General features: G+C 70.9%; 16 protein-coding genes. 8 read left to right on the forward strand and 8 right to left on the reverse strand.

Annotated elements, in window-relative coordinates; all coding sequences use genetic code 11:
* Positions 1 to 16: 16 nt before the first annotated feature.
* Positions 17 to 463: a cupin domain-containing protein gene (locus LY13_RS01010; RefSeq protein ID WP_253826200.1), complete on the reverse strand. Its 447-nt coding sequence runs from the start codon at positions 461 to 463 to the stop codon at positions 17 to 19.
* A gap of 92 nt (positions 464 to 555) precedes the next feature.
* Positions 556 to 3,105: an MFS transporter gene (locus tag LY13_RS01015; RefSeq protein ID WP_253826201.1), complete on the reverse strand. Its 2,550-nt coding sequence runs from the start codon at positions 3,103 to 3,105 to the stop codon at positions 556 to 558.
* Between the two features lie 301 nt (positions 3,106 to 3,406).
* Between LY13_RS01015 and LY13_RS01020 the strand changes: the two genes are divergently transcribed.
* On the forward strand, positions 3,407 to 4,291 hold the full coding sequence (locus LY13_RS01020; protein ID WP_253826202.1) for an arylamine N-acetyltransferase family protein: 885 nt from the start codon (positions 3,407 to 3,409) through the stop codon (positions 4,289 to 4,291).
* 15 nt (positions 4,292 to 4,306) lie between these two features.
* Here LY13_RS01020 and LY13_RS01025 read toward each other — a convergent pair whose 3' ends face one another.
* Both LY13_RS01025 and LY13_RS01030 read right to left on the reverse strand, forming a co-directional pair.
* Positions 4,307 to 5,776 (reverse strand): VWA domain-containing protein, encoded by a 1,470-nt coding sequence (locus tag LY13_RS01025; protein WP_253826203.1) that lies wholly within the window; start codon positions 5,774 to 5,776, stop codon positions 4,307 to 4,309.
* Positions 5,773 to 6,705: an AAA family ATPase gene (locus LY13_RS01030; RefSeq protein WP_253826378.1), complete on the reverse strand. Its 933-nt coding sequence runs from the start codon at positions 6,703 to 6,705 to the stop codon at positions 5,773 to 5,775. The genes LY13_RS01025 and LY13_RS01030 overlap by 4 nt, the downstream gene beginning before the upstream one ends.
* Before the next feature lie 189 nt (positions 6,706 to 6,894).
* Between LY13_RS01030 and LY13_RS01035 the strand changes: the two genes are divergently transcribed.
* Positions 6,895 to 7,293 carry a VOC family protein gene (locus tag LY13_RS01035; protein WP_253826204.1) on the forward strand — a complete coding sequence of 133 codons (399 nt, stop codon included), beginning with the start codon at positions 6,895 to 6,897 and terminating at the stop codon, positions 7,291 to 7,293.
* A 48-nt stretch (positions 7,294 to 7,341) separates the two neighbouring features.
* On the opposite strand, the gene LY13_RS01040 is transcribed toward LY13_RS01035, so the two are convergent.
* Positions 7,342 to 7,914 carry a CGNR zinc finger domain-containing protein gene (locus LY13_RS01040; RefSeq protein WP_253826205.1) on the reverse strand — a complete coding sequence of 191 codons (573 nt, stop codon included), beginning with the start codon at positions 7,912 to 7,914 and terminating at the stop codon, positions 7,342 to 7,344.
* An 82-nt stretch (positions 7,915 to 7,996) separates the two neighbouring features.
* Between LY13_RS01040 and LY13_RS01045 the strand changes: the two genes are divergently transcribed.
* On the forward strand, positions 7,997 to 9,169 hold the full coding sequence (locus LY13_RS01045) for an epoxide hydrolase family protein (protein ID WP_253826206.1): 1,173 nt from the start codon (positions 7,997 to 7,999) through the stop codon (positions 9,167 to 9,169).
* A gap of 21 nt (positions 9,170 to 9,190) precedes the next feature.
* Here LY13_RS01045 and LY13_RS01050 read toward each other — a convergent pair whose 3' ends face one another.
* Positions 9,191 to 9,976: a putative protein N(5)-glutamine methyltransferase gene (locus LY13_RS01050; RefSeq protein ID WP_253826207.1), complete on the reverse strand. Its 786-nt coding sequence runs from the start codon at positions 9,974 to 9,976 to the stop codon at positions 9,191 to 9,193.
* A gap of 9 nt (positions 9,977 to 9,985) precedes the next feature.
* Positions 9,986 to 10,945 (reverse strand): adenosine deaminase, encoded by a 960-nt coding sequence (gene add, locus LY13_RS01055; protein ID WP_253826208.1) that lies wholly within the window; start codon positions 10,943 to 10,945, stop codon positions 9,986 to 9,988.
* A gap of 365 nt (positions 10,946 to 11,310) precedes the next feature.
* Here add and LY13_RS01060 point away from each other — a divergent pair, with 365 nt between their 5' ends.
* Complete coding sequence (locus LY13_RS01060; protein ID WP_253826209.1) at positions 11,311 to 12,054, forward strand: lysophospholipid acyltransferase family protein; 744 nt, start codon at positions 11,311 to 11,313, stop codon at positions 12,052 to 12,054.
* A 75-nt stretch (positions 12,055 to 12,129) separates the two neighbouring features.
* On the opposite strand, the gene LY13_RS01065 is transcribed toward LY13_RS01060, so the two are convergent.
* Entirely contained in the window at positions 12,130 to 13,149 is a 1,020-nt protein-coding gene (locus LY13_RS01065; RefSeq protein WP_253826210.1) for an aldo/keto reductase, read from the reverse strand.
* Positions 13,150 to 13,280: 131 nt separating this feature from the next.
* Here LY13_RS01065 and LY13_RS01070 point away from each other — a divergent pair, with 131 nt between their 5' ends.
* From LY13_RS01070 to LY13_RS01085, 4 genes are all read left to right on the forward strand, one after another.
* The gene (locus LY13_RS01070; RefSeq protein ID WP_253826211.1) at positions 13,281 to 13,871 is read left to right on the forward strand and encodes a TetR/AcrR family transcriptional regulator; all 591 of its coding nucleotides are present in this window, start codon (positions 13,281 to 13,283) and stop codon (positions 13,869 to 13,871) included.
* Between the two features lie 50 nt (positions 13,872 to 13,921).
* Entirely contained in the window at positions 13,922 to 14,836 is a 915-nt protein-coding gene (locus LY13_RS01075) for an SDR family oxidoreductase (RefSeq protein ID WP_253826212.1), read from the forward strand.
* A complete protein-coding gene (locus tag LY13_RS01080; RefSeq protein ID WP_253826213.1) occupies positions 14,837 to 15,418 on the forward strand; it encodes a TetR/AcrR family transcriptional regulator in 582 nt (193 codons plus the stop codon).
* A gap of 203 nt (positions 15,419 to 15,621) precedes the next feature.
* Positions 15,622 to 16,230, forward strand: a complete 609-nt coding sequence (locus LY13_RS01085; RefSeq protein ID WP_253826214.1) for a LysE family translocator — start codon at positions 15,622 to 15,624, stop codon at positions 16,228 to 16,230.
* The last annotated feature ends 102 nt before the right edge of the window (positions 16,231 to 16,332 follow it).

Here is a 16,332-nt window from a genome sequence, read left to right on the forward strand (position 1 = left end):
CAGTGGGGCGGCGGCGTCAGTGGGGCAGCAGTTCGAAGTCCTCGAAGTCGAAGCCGGGGGAGACGATGCACGACACGAGCGCCTCCGTGTCGCCTGCGGGCCTGGCGGTCTGCCACACACCCGCGGGCACGAGCACTTGCAGGTGCTGGCCGTCCTCGACCGCGGGCCCGAGCGTGTAGGTCTGCGGTGCGGTGTCGGGCTCGTCGCCGGAGCCGCCGAGTTGCAGGGTCAACGGGCCGCCGCGGTGCCAGAGCCACAGCTCGTCGCTGCGGACACGGTGCCACGCCGACTCCTCACCTGGAGCGAGCAGGTAGTGGATGCCGGTCGCGGCGGAGCGGTCGCCGGGATAGCCGTCCGGCCTGAACGTGTGGCCGGCGACCCAGGTCTGCCGGTACCAGCCGCCTTCGGGATGTGGTTCGAGGTCGAGGGCCGCGGCGAGCGGCGGTCGTTGCGGGGTCGACATGGCCGCGGAGTGTAGTCCGCACACACATCGGGGCGGGACGGCCGCGACAGCCGTCCCGCCCCGATCACCCCCGACGATCCCCGCCTCGGGCGTCAGCCCTGCGGGGTGTCCGAGTCCTCGGCGACGCCGTCACCGCGGACCACGGCGCGCCGCGGCCCGGAGTCGCCCGGTGCGGGCGCCGGGCCGCCGCTTGCGGTGGAGTAGCCGAGCTCGAAGTCCTGCCTGCCCTCCTCGACGCCCACCTGGACCGTCGCCGTGGCGGGCCCGTAGCCGCTGGCGATGACCGTGTAGTGGCCGTGTTCGACGTCGTCGAACCGGTAGGTGCCGTCCGAGGCGGTCATGGTCACCCCGGCGACCTCGCCGACCTCGTCGAGCAGCACCACGCGGGCCTCGGCGACGGCGGCGCCGCTGAGTTCCGAGCGCACGGTGCCTTCCAGGTGGCCTGCCGCGCTGAGCTCGACGTCCTGCGTGACGCGTTCGCCGGTGGCCAGGCGGACGGGTGTGGCCTGCGGCCGGTAGCCCTGTGCCGTGACGGCCAGGGTGTAGGTGCCGCCCGCCACGTCGGGGAACCGGTACCAGCCGTCACCGCCGGTCATGCTCGCGTCGAGCACGTCGCCGCCGGTGTCGGTGAGCACGACGGTCGCCCCGCCCACGGGCCGTGCCTGCGGCGTCCGGACGCGCCCGCTGATCTGCCCGGAGCCGGTCAGCGCGATGTCGCGGTGCAGCGGGCTCGTCCCCAGCTCGACCGACTGTGCCGAGGGCTGCAGGTGTTCGGCGGCGGCGATGAGGATGTACCGGCCCGGTTCGCGCGCGCCGACGCGGAACGTGCCGTCCTCGGCGCTGCGCGTCAGATCGGCCTGTGCGCCCGACGCGTCGGTCAGGGTGAGCGTGACGCCGGGTGTCGGTTCACCCGCGGCCGTGACGACGCCGTGCACGGTGGCCGGCCGGTCGGCGGTGGAACCGTTGCGTGCGGCGAACGCGGCGGCCGCGAGCCGGGAGGCGGGCACCTCCGACGCCGGCCGCGCGGCGGGGACCCGTGCCGTGTCCGCATCGGTCGCGGGCACCGTGGCGGCGGGCACGTCGTCGCCTGCGGGGGTCGCCGCCTCACCGGCTCCCGCGGTGTCCTCGGTCCCCTTGTCCGCCAGGTCGAGCGTGCTGCGCAGCGGCGTCTCCTTGATGAACACCACCGCGAGGAACGTGACCACGGCGACGGCGGCGCCGATGAGGAACACGTCGCCGATGGCGTCACCGTAGGCGGAGCGCACGATCGCCTGCACCGGTGCGGGCATCGCCTCGACGTCGAGGGTGGTCCCGCCGGATCCACCGGTGGCGCCACCGCTCATGGGCAGGCCGCGCGCGGCGGCCGCTTCGGCGATGTAGTCGGAGACGTTGTGCGCGAGCACCGCACCCAGCGCGGACACGCCCGCGGAGCCGCCGAGCGTGCGGAAGAACGTGACGACGGCGGTGCTGGACCCGACGTCCCGCATGCCGACCGTGTTCTGCGCGACCAGCACGAGGTTCTGCATGAGGCAGCCGGTGCCGATGCCCATCAGCGCCAGGTAGACGCCCATCTGGGCCAGGTTGATCTCGCTGTCGATCGTGCCGAGCAGGCTCAGTGCGACGACGAGGATCAGCGCGCCGCCCACCAGGAACGGCTTCGTCCTGCCGATACGGGACACGACCTGGCCCGAGATCGTCGTCGACAGGAACATGCCGAGCACCATCGGCATCGTCATCAGGCCGGCTTCGGTGGGCGAGTAGCCGCGCGCGATCTGGTAGTACTGCGCCAGGAAGACCGCGCCGCCGAACATGGCCGTGCCGACGGCGAGCGTGCCGATCACCGTGAGCGTGAAGGAGCGGTTGCGGAACAGCTTCAGCGGCACGACCGGTTCGGAGACCTTCGACTCGACGAACACGGCCAGTGCCAGTGCGACGGCGGCGCCGCCGAGGAATGCGGCGGTCGTGGGCGACCACCAGTCGAACTCCTTGCCCGCGAGGGACACCCAGATCAGCACCAGGGCCACGCCGCCGACGATGAGTGTCGCGCCCAACCAGTCGATCTTCACGTCCCGCTTGATCACGGGCAGCTTGAGCGTCTTGCCGAGCACGATCAGCGCAAGCACCGCGACGGGCACGGTGACCCAGAAGCACCAGCGCCAGCCGAGCGGGGAGTCGACGATGATGCCGCCGAGCAACGGGCCGGACACCGTGGCGACGGCGAACGTCGCACCGATGTAGCCGGAGTAGCGGCCGCGGTCACGCGGCGAGATCATCGCGGCGATGACCGCTTGCACGAGGGCCTGCAGACCGCCCATGCCGATGCCCTGGACGGCGCGGTAGGTGATCAGTTCCGGCATCGACTCGGCGAAACCGCCGAGGACCGAGCCGACGGTGAAGATCACGATGGCGAGCTGGTACAGCAGCTTCTTACTGAACAGGTCGGCCAGCTTCCCCCAGATCGGCGTGGTGGCCGTCGAGGTGAGCAGCATCGCGGTGATCACCCAGGTGTACTGGCTCTGGGTGCCGTCGAGGTCGGCGATGATGCGGGGCAGAGCGTTGGAAACGATCGTCGACGAGAGGATCGCGACGAGCAGCGCGAGCAGCAGGCCGATGAAGGCCTGCATGATCTCGCGCTTGGACATCGTGGCGTCGGGATCCTCGACGGTCTGAGCGTGCGCGGACGTGGTGAACCCCCTGAGTAAGGACAGAGTCGTGACGACGACAGTCGTAAGCCGGTTGACTCAACATAACAAATAACTTGATTGCTGCAACTATATATTCCGGCCGAAGGCGTCGACTGGCCCCATCGGGCGACACGGTTTGGGTGGTTCGTACGGGATTCCCCGGCGTTCCGTGGGACAACTCACCTCCGCGCCCGGCCGCGGCACCACCGGCGACGGACGCATTGACCTCCACCGCGGTCGAAGTGTGAGGCTGAACTCCATGACAGCGCAGCCCACGTCCACCGCGAGCACATCCAGCTCGTCCCCGTCGACCGAGGCCGCAACCGCGGCGGCTGACGCAGGCGACTGGGGAATCGGCGCCCTCGACCTGGACGCCTACCTCGCGCGCCTCGGCCGCCCCGCGGAACCGCCGTCGCCCGCCGCGCTCACCGCGCTGCACGAGGCACACGTGCGGACCATCCCGTTCGAGAACGTCGACCCGTTCTCCGGTCGGCCGCCGTCACTCGACCTCACCGACATCCAGGCCAAACTCGTCGACCGCCGCCGCGGCGGCTACTGCTACGAACACGGCCTGCTGTTCGCCGCCGCGCTGGAACGTCTCGGCTACGACGTCACCCGCCTCACCGCCCGCGTGCAACCGCACCGCAACGGCCCCAAGTCCCACATGAACCTCGTCGTCACCCTCGACGGCGCCCGGTATCTCGCCGACGTCGGTTTCGGAGCGAGCGTGCTGCGTCCCATGCCCCTCGAGGACGGTGTCGTCGTGGACCAGGCGGGCTGGCCGAGCCGGCTCGTGCGCGGCGACGACCGGTGGACGCTCGAGAAGCAGACTGCCGGCGAGTGGGAACCGCAGTACGCCTTCGACGAACGGCCTCAGCGGCCGGTCGACTACGAGGTCTTCAATCACTACGTCGCCACGCACCCGAAGTCGCCGTTCACGCAGGGCCTGATCGCGATGCGCCTCGAGCCCGGAGTGATCACCGAGATCCTCGGCGGCACATTGGTCCTCGAACGGCCCGACGGCACCAAGGACGTGACGGAGCTGCGCTACGACGACGTGCCGGCCCGGCTGCGCGACCTCGGCATCGTGCTCACCGACGGCGAGGCGGCCACCCTGCTGGAGACGATGAAGGCGGCAGGCTGACCGGCAGCGCCGGGGTCAGTCGGGCAGCAACCGCGTCACGAGCCGGGACAGCTGCCGGATCGTGCGGCATTCGAACATCGGCACCTCCCGGGCGTACCGGTGCGCCTCCGAGTCCCCGGTGCCCCACGACGACTCGCGTTCCGGGTTGAGCCAGTGGACGTGCCGGGCGCGCCCTGCGAGCTCGCGCAGCGCGGCGAGGTTCGGGGGAGCGCCGTTGGTGCGGCCGTCACCGAGGATCAGCACGCTGGTGCGGGGGCCGAGCACATCGCCCCACCCGTCGGCGAAGGTCTGCAGCGCTCCGTCGTAGTCGCTGCTCATCCCGATCGTCGTCAGGTTCGCCTCGGTGACGATGCGCTCGGCCAGGTTCTCCGGCTCGTCCCGGCCCGCCCGCACCAGGTCGGTGATCTCGTCGGTCCGCGAGACGAACGCGAAGCTGCGGACCTTCGAGAACTGATCACTCAGCGCCTGCGTCAGCAGCAGGGTGAACTGGGCGAACCCGGCGACCGAGCCGGACATGTCGCACAGCAGCACCAGCTCGGGCCTGCCGGGACGCCTGCGCCGCATGACCGGCCGCATCGGCACGCCGCCGGTCGCCAGAGACCGCCGCACGGTACGGCGCAGATCGATCCGGCCGCGCGTGGCGCGCCTGCGCCGGGCCGCCAGCCGCGTGGCCAGTGTGCGTGACAGCGGCTGCACCGCGCGGCGCATCTCGGCGAACTGCTCGGCGCTCGCGTTCGTGAACGCCACGAGGTCGGTCTGCGGAGCGACGGCGTGCCGTGCGATGCGGTCGCGCCCGCGGAGCTCGGCGGTGCGCCTGCGTGCCTCGGCCCGCACGTGCTCGGTGAACGACGCGATCCCCGCGGCGGCTTCCCTGTCCGCGAGCGCATCCGCGGCATCGCCGTCGAGCCCGTCGGCTCGGGCCTCGCGAATGGCGGTCCGCAACCGCGCCCGCAACGCCTGGGGCCGCACCTCCGACAACGCCTGATACGCCGACCAGCCGCTCAGCCGCGCCGCCGGACTCCCGTTCCCACCGGCCTGTCCCGCGCCGCCGGGCGCACCCTCGCCGCCGTGTCCGTTCCCTTGGCCTTGTCCTTGGCCGCCGCCCGCGGCGGCGCCGTAACCGCCGAACAGGTCGATCCCCGTGGCGGCCAGCGCACGCACGCGGGCGTCGTCGCCCGCCACGAGCGCGTCGAGGAGCCGGTCGCGCAGCTGCGCGGGCGTCTCCGGCTCGTCGGCCGCGGTCTCCGAGGTGCCGTGCGCGGCCGGGAAGTAGAGGTCGAACACGCCGTCGAACACCGGTCGCTGCGCCGCACCCCGCAGCACGCTCGCGGCGAGGGCTTCGCGGAGCCGCTCCCGGTCGGCGAACCCGACGGCCTCGGCGGCCGCGGCGGCGTCGACCGTTTCCCCGGTGCCGACCGCGATGCCGTGCTCGCGCAGGGCGCGGGCGAACTCGACGAGCCTGCCGGCGACGGCGTGCGCCGTCATGACACCGAACTGCCTGCGGCGTCGGCGGGGGAGAGCACACGGTCGAGGCGCAGTTCGGACAGTGCCTTCCGCTGGTCGCTCTCGTATTTGAGGATCACCCCGAGGGTCGCGCGCACGGTGTCCTCGTCGAGGGTCTCCGCGCCGAGCGCGAGCAGCGTGCGTGCCCAGTCCACCGATTCGGCGATCGACGGCGACTTGCGCAGTTCCAGCTCCCGCAGCGCGCCGACGACCCGCACCAGAGAGGCGGCCAGCTCGCCGTCCAGTTCCGGCACGCGCAACGTGACGATGTCGCGCTCCAGGTCGGCGGGCGGGAAGTCCAGGTGCAGGAACAGGCACCGGCGTTTCAGCGCCTCCGACAGCTCCCGCGTGGCGTTCGAGGTCAGCACGACCAGGGGCCGCCGTGCCGCGGTGATGGTGCCCAGCTCGGGGACCGTGACCTGGAAGTCGCCCAGTACCTCCAGCAGTAGACCTTCGACCTCGACGTCCGCCTTGTCGATCTCGTCGATCAGCAGCACCGTCGGGTCCTCGTTGCGGATCGCCGTCAGCAGTGGGCGCGAGAGCAGGAACTCCTCGCTGAACACGTGCTCGCGGGTGGCGTCCCAGCTCTCGTCCTTGGCGGCGGTGATCCGCAGCAGCTGGCTGGCGTGATTCCACTCGTAGAGCGCGCGGGACTCGTCGATGCCCTCGTAGCACTGCAGCCGGATCAGCTCGCTGTCGGTTCCGGCCGCCATGGCCCGGGCGAGTTCGGTCTTGCCGACCCCGGCCGGGCCTTCGACCAGCAGTGGCTTGCCGAGCCGATCGGCGAGGAACACCGTGGTCGCCGCGGCGTTCGACGCGAGGTAGCCGGCTCCTGCCAGGCGTTCGACGACCTCGTCGACCGAGGCGAACTGCGGCGCCTGCTCGGGCGACCCCGACGGGGACGTCGGCACCGTCTGCGACGTCGATGACTGTGTCACAACGGACTCCTTGCGGTAAGCGTCCGCTCATTCTCGCGCCCGAGGTGGACTCGGCGCGAGGTCGGTGGCTCACCTCACGCGTTTTGTCAGGGGTCCGTGGGACAACCGTTGTTCACAGCGGCCGCCGGACATGGCGACGTTGCCGAGCAAAGGGAGTCAGCGATGTTCCATGGAATGAGCACCGTCAGCTTGTTCGCCGACGACGTGTCGGCGGCCGGCGACTGGTACGCCGACGTGCTCGGCATCCAGCCGTACTTCGCACGTCCCGTCGACGGCCCGCCCGCGTACCTCGAGTTCCGGATCGGGCCGGACCAGCACGAGCTGGGCATCATCGACACGCGCTACGCACCGCACCGGCTCGGGGACGGCGGCATCGTCCTCTACTGGCACGTCGACGACGTCCGCGCGGCGTACGCCGACCTGCTCGCGCGGGGCGCCACCGAACACGAGGGCCCGATCGAGCGGGGTGAGGGGTTCGTCACGGCATCGGTGCGCGATCCGTTCGGCAACATCGTCGGCGTCATCCGCAATCCGCACGCCCGCCCCGACACCGCGGGCTGACCCGCGGGCACTCTGCTCCCGACCGGGGCGGACACCGTCCGAGTCGGATCAGCCGCCGGTCGTGTTCCTGCGCTGGTTGGCCTGGAAGCGAGCCTTCTTCTGGCGGTTGCCGCACGTGTTCATGTCGCACCACTTGCGGGTACGGCTCTGGCTCGTGTCGAAGAACGCCGCGCGGCAGGTCGGCGACGCACACAGGGCCAGTTTCCCGTCACGCTCACCCGCGATGACGCCGACCGCGTCGGCGGCGATCACGCTGAGGGCATCGTCCACGCTGGACGTCGGGCCGAGTCGCCACTCGCGGTGTCGCTCGGGTGTCAGAACCGCCGCGGCCCGCCCCTGCATGCTGCGGTCGTTGATGATCCGCAGCGCCTGCTCGGGAAGCGCGTCACCGACCGCGGCCGCCGTCGCCGCCGCGTGGATCGCTTCCCGGAATTCGCGTGCGAGGTCGAGTTGGGCCGCGGAGCACGACTCGACGGCCAGGCCGTGCAGTGCGAACCAGTCGAGGAGTCGTTGCGGCGTGGGAATGCGTTCGACGGCGTCGCCGCAGCGCTCCGTCAGCGTCGCCGTGAAGCTGGTCATCAGCACGTTGCCGAGGCGGAAGTCGGGATGTCCGGAACGCATGGAACCACCTTAGCCGGTTGTCGGGTACTCGCGGCCATGCTAGAACCGTCATAGCCGGTTCTTCCGTGGTCAGGAGGTCCTCATGCCCAGTCCCATCGACGACGTGCAGCCGTTTCGATCCCGCACGACCGACGCCGACCTCGACGATCTGCGCGACCGACTCGCCGCGGCCCGCTTGCCGGAGGCCGAGACGGTCCGGCCCGCCGCACCCGGCCGGCGCCGGTGGGAACAGGGCGTCCCGCTGGCCGAGCTCACCGACCTCGTCCACCATTGGCGCACCGGCTACGACTGGCGGACGTTCGAAGACCGCCTCGATCGGATCGGCCAGTTCCGCACGACCATCGACGACGTCGGAATCCACTTCCTGCACCGTCGCTCGGCACGTGCGGACGCCACTCCGTTGCTCGTGACCCACGGGTGGCCGAGCAGCGTCGCCGAGTTCGTCGACGTCGTGGACGAGCTGGCCGACCCCGAGGACGCGAACGCCCCGGCGTTCCACGTCGTGGTGCCGTCGCTGCCCGGTTTCGGCCACAGCGACAGGCCTGCCACCACCGGGTGGGGCACCGAGAAGATCGCAGCCACCTGGGTGGAGCTCATGAAACGGCTCGGCTACGACACGTTCGTGGCCCACGGCGGCGACTGGGGCGGCCCCGTCACCACGATCCTCGGCGGCAGATTCCCCGAGCACGTGCTCGGCATCCACAGCACGTTCGCCGCGGCACCACCGGGATCGAGCACCGAAGGGCTGACGACGACGGAACGCGAGTGGGTCGAGCAGACCCGCCACTTCTGGCGCCACCGCTCGGCGTACGCGAAGCAGCAGGCGACCCGACCCCAGACCATCGGCTATTCGCTCGTCGACTCACCGGTGGGGCTGCTCGCCTGGATCCTCGACAAGTTCGCCGAGTGGTCGGACACCGACGACAGCCCGTTCGAGACGATCTCCCGCGACCGCGTCCTGGACAACGTCACGCTCTACTGGTTGACGCGGACCGGCGCCTCGGCGGCCCGCATCTACTACGAGAGCCACAACTCGCTCGATCCGGAACTCCGGGTCGACGTCCCGTCGGCGCTCACCATCTACCCCCGCAACATCGAGAAGTGCCCGCGGCCCTGGGCGGAACAGCGGTACCGACGACTCGTCCGATGGCGTTCCCCCGAAGCCGGGGGACATTTCCCGGCCCTGGAGGTGCCCGGCTACTTCGTCGAGGACCTGCGGGACGGCCTCGCGGCGGTCCTGGCGGCGAGGCGGTGAACGCCGGCAGGACGCCGACCGCTACGAGTGCCCGGCGTCCTGCCGGTCGTGCACGGCGCGGCCGGCGACCACGGTGGCGCCGAGTTCCTCGCACCGCTCCACGTACGGTGCGAGGCCCGCGTCGGCCAGCGCCGCGGCGGCGCCGTCGGCCTGCTGCTCGCTCGTCTCGCTGAGCAGGTGGCCGCCCGCGGCGAGCCACGACGGCGCCTCACGAGCCACCGTGCGCAACGTGTCCAGCCCGTCGGCGCCGCCGTCCAGCGCGATCGACGGTTCGTGCTCCCTCGCCTCGGGCGGCATCGACGCGATCGCCCCCGACGGCACGTACGGCACGTTGGCGACGACGACGTCGATCCCGCCGCGCAGCTCCGGCGGCAGCGCGGCGAACAGGTCACCCTCGTACACCCGTCCCGCCAGGTTGCGGCGGGCGCACCGCGCCGCGGAGGGGTCGAGGTCCGCGGCGTGGACCGTCGCATCGGGACGTTCCGCCGCGACGGCCGCACCGAGTGCGCCCGACCCACAGCACAGGTCGACGACCACGCCGCCGGCGGGCAACACCGCGAGCGCCTGCTCCACGAGGAAACCGCTCCGTTGCCGCGGCACGAACACGCCCGGCTCGACCACCACGCGCAGACCGCGGAACCCGGCCCAGCCGAGCACGTACTCGAGGGGTTCGCCGCCGGCCCGGCGTGCCACGAGCCGGTCCAGGTCCGCGCCGTCCCCGGCCGCCTCGGTCAGCAGTGCGGCCTCGTCCTCGGCGAACACGCACCCGGCGTTGCGGAGGGACGACACGATCGACGACGGAGGCATCGCCCCAGGTTAGCCCCGCGCCGACGGGGCGAAGCGGGCGGTGAAGCCGTGACGGCGGATGCGTTCGACCGTCTCGGCGCCGACGAGCTCCCGTGCGATGTCGAACTCGCGGCTCAGGCGGGTGTTGCTGACCGACGGGTTGTCCGTGCACAGCGCCACCGGCACGTCCGCGGCGACGAGGGCGGCCAACTGGTGGCGCCTGCGGTCCTGCGCGGCACCGGTCTGGACGTTGCTGGTGACGGCGACCTCGAGGGTGATGCCGCTGGCGGCGAGGTGGTCGAGCAGCCGCGGATCCTCGTCCGACCGCACCCCGTGACCGATCCTCGTCGGGCCGAGGTGCCGGACGGCGTTCCACACGCTCTCCGGACCGGCCGCTTCGCCCGCGTGGACCGTGGCCGGTAGTCCGGCGTCGTGGGCCAGGCCGAACGCGGGGGAGAACTGTGCGACGGGGAAGCCCGCTTCGTCCCCGGCCAGGTCGACGCCCACGAGCCGGTCGGCATGCCGCAGGAGCCTGCGCATCTGCCCCTCGGCCGAGTCCGGACCCTCGTCGCGCACGACGATGCCGATGAGCCCGACGTCGATGGGCAGGCCGTGGCCTGCGACTGCGGCGGTCACGGTGTCGATCACGGCGTCCGCGTCGAGACCGGTGCGGGCGGCGACGAACTGTGGGCTGAAGCGGAACTCGACGGCGGTGAGCCCGTCGTCGCAGGCGTCGGCGACGGCTTCGCGGGTGATCCGCCACCAGTCGTCGAGGGTGGTGGCGAACGTGGCGGCGTTGTCGATCTTCGCCAGGTAGGGGAGCAGGTCCCCTTCGTCGTCTGCCACGAACTCGCTGCGCGGCGGACGGGCACCCGCCCGTGCGGCGAGGCGGTGGGCCGTGGACGGGCGGATCGAGCCTTCGAGGTGCCGGTGCAGATCGATCATCGGCCAGGCGGAAGGGACACGGGAGGACAGGGGAGCGGAGGACATGTCGAACCTTTCGCAACAAGGGACACCGGCCGAGCCGGTGCGGAGCTGACAGCTGACGTGCGGGAGTGCCGTGCCGGCAGCGGGCACACTGCGGGCGCGGCGCGTGGCACGTGCGTCAGCCGCGAAGGTCCATGCGATAGCTGTGGTCGCCGAAGATCGCGAACACGCGATCGGCGTCGGCGATCCGGTCAGCACGCATGATCGACATCGTAGGCGTGACTCCGATCGTGATTCAACGGTCCGGCGCCGGACTTCGGCGCGCCTCCGCCGTGCGCGGACGCCGGCCGTGTGTGACCGCCGACCTACGGGCGAGCACCGCAACCTACGGGCGAGCACCGCAACCTACGGGTGCGTAGCCTGGGGGTGTGGCAGAGATCGTGTACCCGCCCGTCGTACTGGCGGCCAAGACCATGTTCCGCGTGCTCGACAACCGGTTGACGGTGACGGGCACCGAACACGTGCCGCGCACCGGCGGGGCGGTGATCGCGTGCAACCACATCGGCTACCTGGACTTCATCTTCTGCGGTCTCGGCGCGCAGCCGGCGAAGCGGCTGGTGCGGTTCATGGCGAAGAAGGAGATCTTCGACAACCGGATCGCCGGCCCGCTGATGCGCGGCATGCACCACATCTCGGTGGACCGGGCAGCGGGCAAGGCGTCCTACGACGAGGCGGTCGATCGACTGCGGTCGGGCGAGGTCGTCGGGGTGTTCCCGGAGGCAACGATCAGCAGGTCGTTCACGATCAAGCCGATCAAGTCCGGGGCGATCCGCATGGCCGCCGACGCGGGCGTCCCGGTCGTCCCGATGGCGCTGTGGGGCACGCAGCGCCTCTGGACGAAGGGACGTCCGAAGGAACTCACCAAGCGGCACGTCCCGATCCACATTCACGCGGGGGAGCCGCTGCACCCGACACCCGCCGACGACCCGGACGCGCTCAGCGGCGACCTGCGCAGCCGGCTGCAGTCGATCCTGGACAAACTACAGGCCGACTACCCGGATCAGCCCGCAGGCGACGACGACCGCTGGTGGCTTCCCGCGCACCTCGGCGGAACCGCGCCGACCCCCGAGGAAGCCGCCGCCCTCGACGCGAAAGGTCCGGACCGGGACTGACGCACACACCCGGCGAGCACCGGTCGTGGTGTCGTCAGCGCGACGCTCGGCCCCGCCCGGTGCTCGCCGGCGCGGTCATCGGCGGCGCAGGGACGCGTCGAGCAGGGCGGGCGGCGTGTCGCTCTTCTCGTGGGCTGCCAGGTCCACACCCGGGGAGGCGATCTCGTCGATCGCGTCCAGCACGTCCGCAGGCAGCACGGTCTCGGCCGCGGCCAACTGCGAGGTGAGGTGCTCCGGGGTGCGCGGCCCGAGCAGCGCACTGGTCACGCCGGGGTGCGCGGTGACGAACCCCAGCGCGAGCTGAATGAGCGTCAGGCCCGACTCGTCGGCCAGAGCCGCGAGTTTTTCGATAGCGGCCATACGTACCTGGTTGACCGGGTCGGACAGGTCGAAGCGTTGCGGCATGAAGCCGGCACGGTGGGTCGAGACCTCACGGTCGCGCCGGACCGCACCGGACAGCCACCCCGAGGCGAGCGGACTCCACACCATCACCCCGAGTCCGTACTCCTGCGCGACCGGCAACACGTCGCGCTCGATGCCGCGTTGCAGGATCGAGTAGCTGGGCTGTTCCGTCACGAACCGGCCGGTGCCGGTGCGCGCCGCAGCCCACTGGGCCTGCACCATCCGGTAGGCGGGGTAGGTCGAGGTGCCGAAATGGTGGATCTTGCCCGCTCGCTGCAGGTCGGTGAGCGCGGTGAGCGTCTCCTCGTCGCTGGTGGCCGGGTCCCACCGGTGGATCTGGAACAGGTCCACGTGGTCGACCCCGAGCCGTCGCAGACTGTCGTCCAGAGCCGTGGTCAGCCAACGTCGCGACGCGCCTCTCCTGCCGATGTCCTCTCCCATCGGCAGGCCGGCCTTGGTGGCGAGCACGATCTCGTCCCGACGTCCCGTCAGCGCCTTGCCGAGCAGTTCCTCGGACTGGCCCGCGCTGTACGCATCAGCGGTGTCGACCAGGTTGACCCCGGCATCGAGCGCCGCGCCGACCAAAGCGTCGACCTCGGGCTGACCGGTGTCGCCGATCTTGCCGAAGTTCATCGTGCCCAATGCCAGTGAGCTGACCTGGATACCGGTGGTTCCGAGCGTGCGGTACTGCATGAGCGTTCTCCCCGTGCCTGCCATGTGGCGTGTGTCTGTGGACTGCGGCGGTCGGTCTGCCATGATGGATTCGGAACGTCGTTCCGGAAACGACAATACGGAACATGGTTCCGTATCACAAGGAGGAGTCCGTGCCCTCAGACGACACGCAGTCGCGCACCCGTCGCGTCGACGCGCGCCGCAACGAGAAGACACTGCTGGACGCGGCCGCACGGGTGTTCGCGGACCAAGGGATCGACGCGCCGGTGCGGCAGATCGCCGCCGAGGCCGGGGTAGGCGTCGGGACCGTGTACCGCCATTTCCCGCAGCGTTCCGACCTCGTCATCGCGGTCTACCGGCACCAGGTCGATGCCTGCGTCGATCTCGGCGAACGCCTCCTGCGCCGTGGATCCTCACCCTTGGCCGCACTGGAGGAGTGGGTCGACGCGTTCGTCGATTTCCTGGTCACCAAGCACGGCTTGGCCTCCGTGAACGGAGGTCAGGCCGACGAGGGTGGACTTCACGCCTACTTCCTCGACCACCTCGTGCCCGTGTGTGAACGACTCCTCGAAGCGGCACGCGAGGCCGGCGAGATCTCCACTGACATCGGCGCCTACGAGCTCATGCGCGGCATCGGCAACCTCTGCCTCTTCGGCGGCGACGACACTCGGTACGACGCGCGCAAACTCTCCCACGTCCTGCTCGCGGGCGTGGTGTCACATCGCGCGGCCGACGGGGAGTAGATCCGGCGATGTACTGGTATATAAACGGCCGTTAGTTTATAATCGAGCACATGAACACGGCGCGCCCCCTCACCGGCCGGGTCGCCCTTGTCGCCGGCGCCACTCGCGGTTGTGGCCGCGCGATCGCCGTCGAGCTCGGAGCGCTCGGCGCCACCGTCTACGGCAGCGGTCGCACTACGCGCGACGGGCGTTCGGAGATGGACCGACCGGAGACGATCGAGGACACCGCGGAACTGGTCGACGCAGCGGGCGGCACCGGGATCCCCGTCCGCTGCGATCACTCGCAGGAGGCGGACGTCGCGGCGTTGATGGACCGGATCCGTTCCGAGCACGGGCGGCTGGATGTGCTCGTCAACGACGTCTGGGGTGGCGATCCGTTCACCCGCTGGGTCAAGGGCGTGTGGGAGCACCCGCTCGAGGACACGCTCCGGATCGTGCGCAACGGCATCGAAACGCACCTCATCACAGCGCACCACGCCCTGCCCCTGCTGATCGAGACCGGAGACGGACTGGTCGTGGAAGTCGGCGACGGCAAGGCCGGCGTTCCGTTCCGTGGGGTCGTCGCCTACGACCATGTCAAGGAGGCGGTCGTGCGGCTCGGCTACTCGCTGGCGGCCGAGCTGCGCCCGTACGGCGCGACCGCGCTGTCCGTGACCCCCGGTTTCCTGCGCTCCGAGGCGATGCTCGAGCACTTCGGCGTCACGGAGGAGACCTGGCGCGACGCCGCCGACGCCCACGGCGGCTACTTCCGCCACTCCGAGACTCCTCACCTGCTCGGCCGCGGCGTCGCGGCACTCGCCGTCGACCCCGACCGAGCCCGCTTCGCCGGGCAATGCCTCGGTTCGTGGGACCTCATGCACACATACGGCTTCTCCGACGCCGACGGCGAGCGCCCGGACTGGGGCACAGTCGACGCGGAGGCGCGCGCGGCCGACGCCGAGGCCGCGCTGCCCACGGCCGAGTAGATGCCGCGTCCGCGCACTGTCTCCGACGAGGCCGTCCTGGACGGCGTCCTCGCGCTCGTCCACCGCGTCGGCCCGGCGAAGTTCACGCTGGCCGCCGCAGCCCGCGAGGTCGGCCTCTCTCCAGCCACGCTGGTCCAGCGCTACGGCACCAAACGCGAGCTGCTGCTCGCTGCAGACCGCCGCGGCGTGGAGCTGTGGGTCGCCCCGGTCGAGGAGGCCGATCACCCCTCGCCGCTCGACCGCATCGTCGAGGGACTGGTCGGCGCGGTGGACCCGGACATGACCCCGGAGGGGATCGCGAACTCGGTGGCGATGCTCCAGCTCGATCTCGTCGAGCCCGACTTCCACGCGGAAACCTTGCGTGGCGCGCGCCGACTACGCGCGGCGCTCGAGCGCCACCTGCAGGCGGCGTCGACCGCGGGCGAGCTTCGTGACGGCACGGACGTCGGGGCTCTGGCCAAGCTCGTCGAGACGACCTATCACGGCGCGCTGATCGGCTGGGCGCTGCACCGCGAGGGGTCTCTCGCAGTGTGGATGCGCGAGCAGCTCGAGGCGGTCCTCAGAGCCGGCCGCGCTCCGTGAGCCCTACAGTCACCGTCCCGCCACTCGTGAGGATCCGGCCGCGCCGCTCGTCGACATCGACAACCACGCGATCCTGGAGAAGGCGAGCACGTGTGACGCTGGCTTCACCCATGATCCAGAGGGTCCGTCTCGGCAGCGCTGCGACTGGGACAACGGGGTGAAGGGCGGCCCCGACGCGGTGCAACGTCCCTACGCTGGCCGGCATGTCCACGGCGTTCCTCGTGACAGCGCTCGTCATCGTCGCCACTCCCGGAACGGGCGCTCTGTACACGATCGGGACCGGTCTCGCGCGTGGCACCAAGGCCGGCATCCTCGCTGCCTTCGCGTGCACCCTCGGGACCGTGCCCCATCTGGTTGCCGCGATCACGGGGCTGGCAACCGTCCTGCAGGCGAGCGGCCTGGCGTTCGCAGTGATCAAGTACGCAGGCGTCGCCTACCTGCTCTACATGGCCTGGGCCACCTGGCGGGAGAGGGGAGCGATGTCGGTCGATGCCGGCGACTCCAAGGCCTCGGCGCGGACGGTGATCTGTTCGGGCGTCACGCTCAATCTGCTCAACCCGAAGCTGACCATCTTCTTCTTCGCCTTTCTGCCGCAGTTCGTACCCGACGGCAACGGGGCGACGGCGACCATGCTCGGCCTGAGTGCGGTCTTCATGCTGATGACGTTCGTGGTCTTCGCGGCCTACGGCATGTTCGCGGCCGCGATGCGCGACCACGTGCTGACACGACCTCGCGTCGTCGCGGCCATGCGCAAACTCTTCGCCGCTACCTTTGTGGCCCTCGCCGGGAGACTCGCAGTGCAGAGCCGCTGATCCCTCTACCTCATGACGGCCGGCGAACCGACAATGCCGACCCGGGTGAGCGGTCGGGGACAGGGGAGAGCCATCTCGGCCAGTCGGCTCTGCGCTGCCACG

The organism is Prauserella aidingensis (assembly GCF_024171865.1).
GTDB classification, from domain to species: domain Bacteria; phylum Actinomycetota; class Actinomycetes; order Mycobacteriales; family Pseudonocardiaceae; genus Prauserella; species Prauserella aidingensis.

Coding starts and splice junctions, on each gene's coding strand:
- LY13_RS01020 (WP_253826202.1), top strand. CDS start 3,407: ATGACAGCGCAGCCCACGTCCACCGCGAGCACATCCAGCTCGTCCCCG.
- LY13_RS01075 (WP_253826212.1), top strand. CDS start 13,922: ATGAACACGGCGCGCCCCCTCACCGGCCGGGTCGCCCTTGTCGCCGGC.
- add (WP_253826208.1), bottom strand. CDS start 10,945: ATGTCCTCCGCTCCCCTGTCCTCCCGTGTCCCTTCCGCCTGGCCGATG.
- LY13_RS01010 (WP_253826200.1), bottom strand. CDS start 463: ATGTCGACCCCGCAACGACCGCCGCTCGCCGCGGCCCTCGACCTCGAA.
- LY13_RS01085 (WP_253826214.1), top strand. CDS start 15,622: ATGTCCACGGCGTTCCTCGTGACAGCGCTCGTCATCGTCGCCACTCCC.
- LY13_RS01080 (WP_253826213.1), top strand. CDS start 14,837: ATGCCGCGTCCGCGCACTGTCTCCGACGAGGCCGTCCTGGACGGCGTC.
- LY13_RS01015 (WP_253826201.1), bottom strand. CDS start 3,105: ATGTCCAAGCGCGAGATCATGCAGGCCTTCATCGGCCTGCTGCTCGCG.
- LY13_RS01040 (WP_253826205.1), bottom strand. CDS start 7,914: ATGCGTTCCGGACATCCCGACTTCCGCCTCGGCAACGTGCTGATGACC.
- LY13_RS01065 (WP_253826210.1), bottom strand. CDS start 13,149: ATGCAGTACCGCACGCTCGGAACCACCGGTATCCAGGTCAGCTCACTG.
- LY13_RS01035 (WP_253826204.1), top strand. CDS start 6,895: ATGTTCCATGGAATGAGCACCGTCAGCTTGTTCGCCGACGACGTGTCG.
- LY13_RS01045 (WP_253826206.1), top strand. CDS start 7,997: ATGCCCAGTCCCATCGACGACGTGCAGCCGTTTCGATCCCGCACGACC.
- LY13_RS01025 (WP_253826203.1), bottom strand. CDS start 5,776: ATGACGGCGCACGCCGTCGCCGGCAGGCTCGTCGAGTTCGCCCGCGCC.
- LY13_RS01050 (WP_253826207.1), bottom strand. CDS start 9,976: ATGCCTCCGTCGTCGATCGTGTCGTCCCTCCGCAACGCCGGGTGCGTG.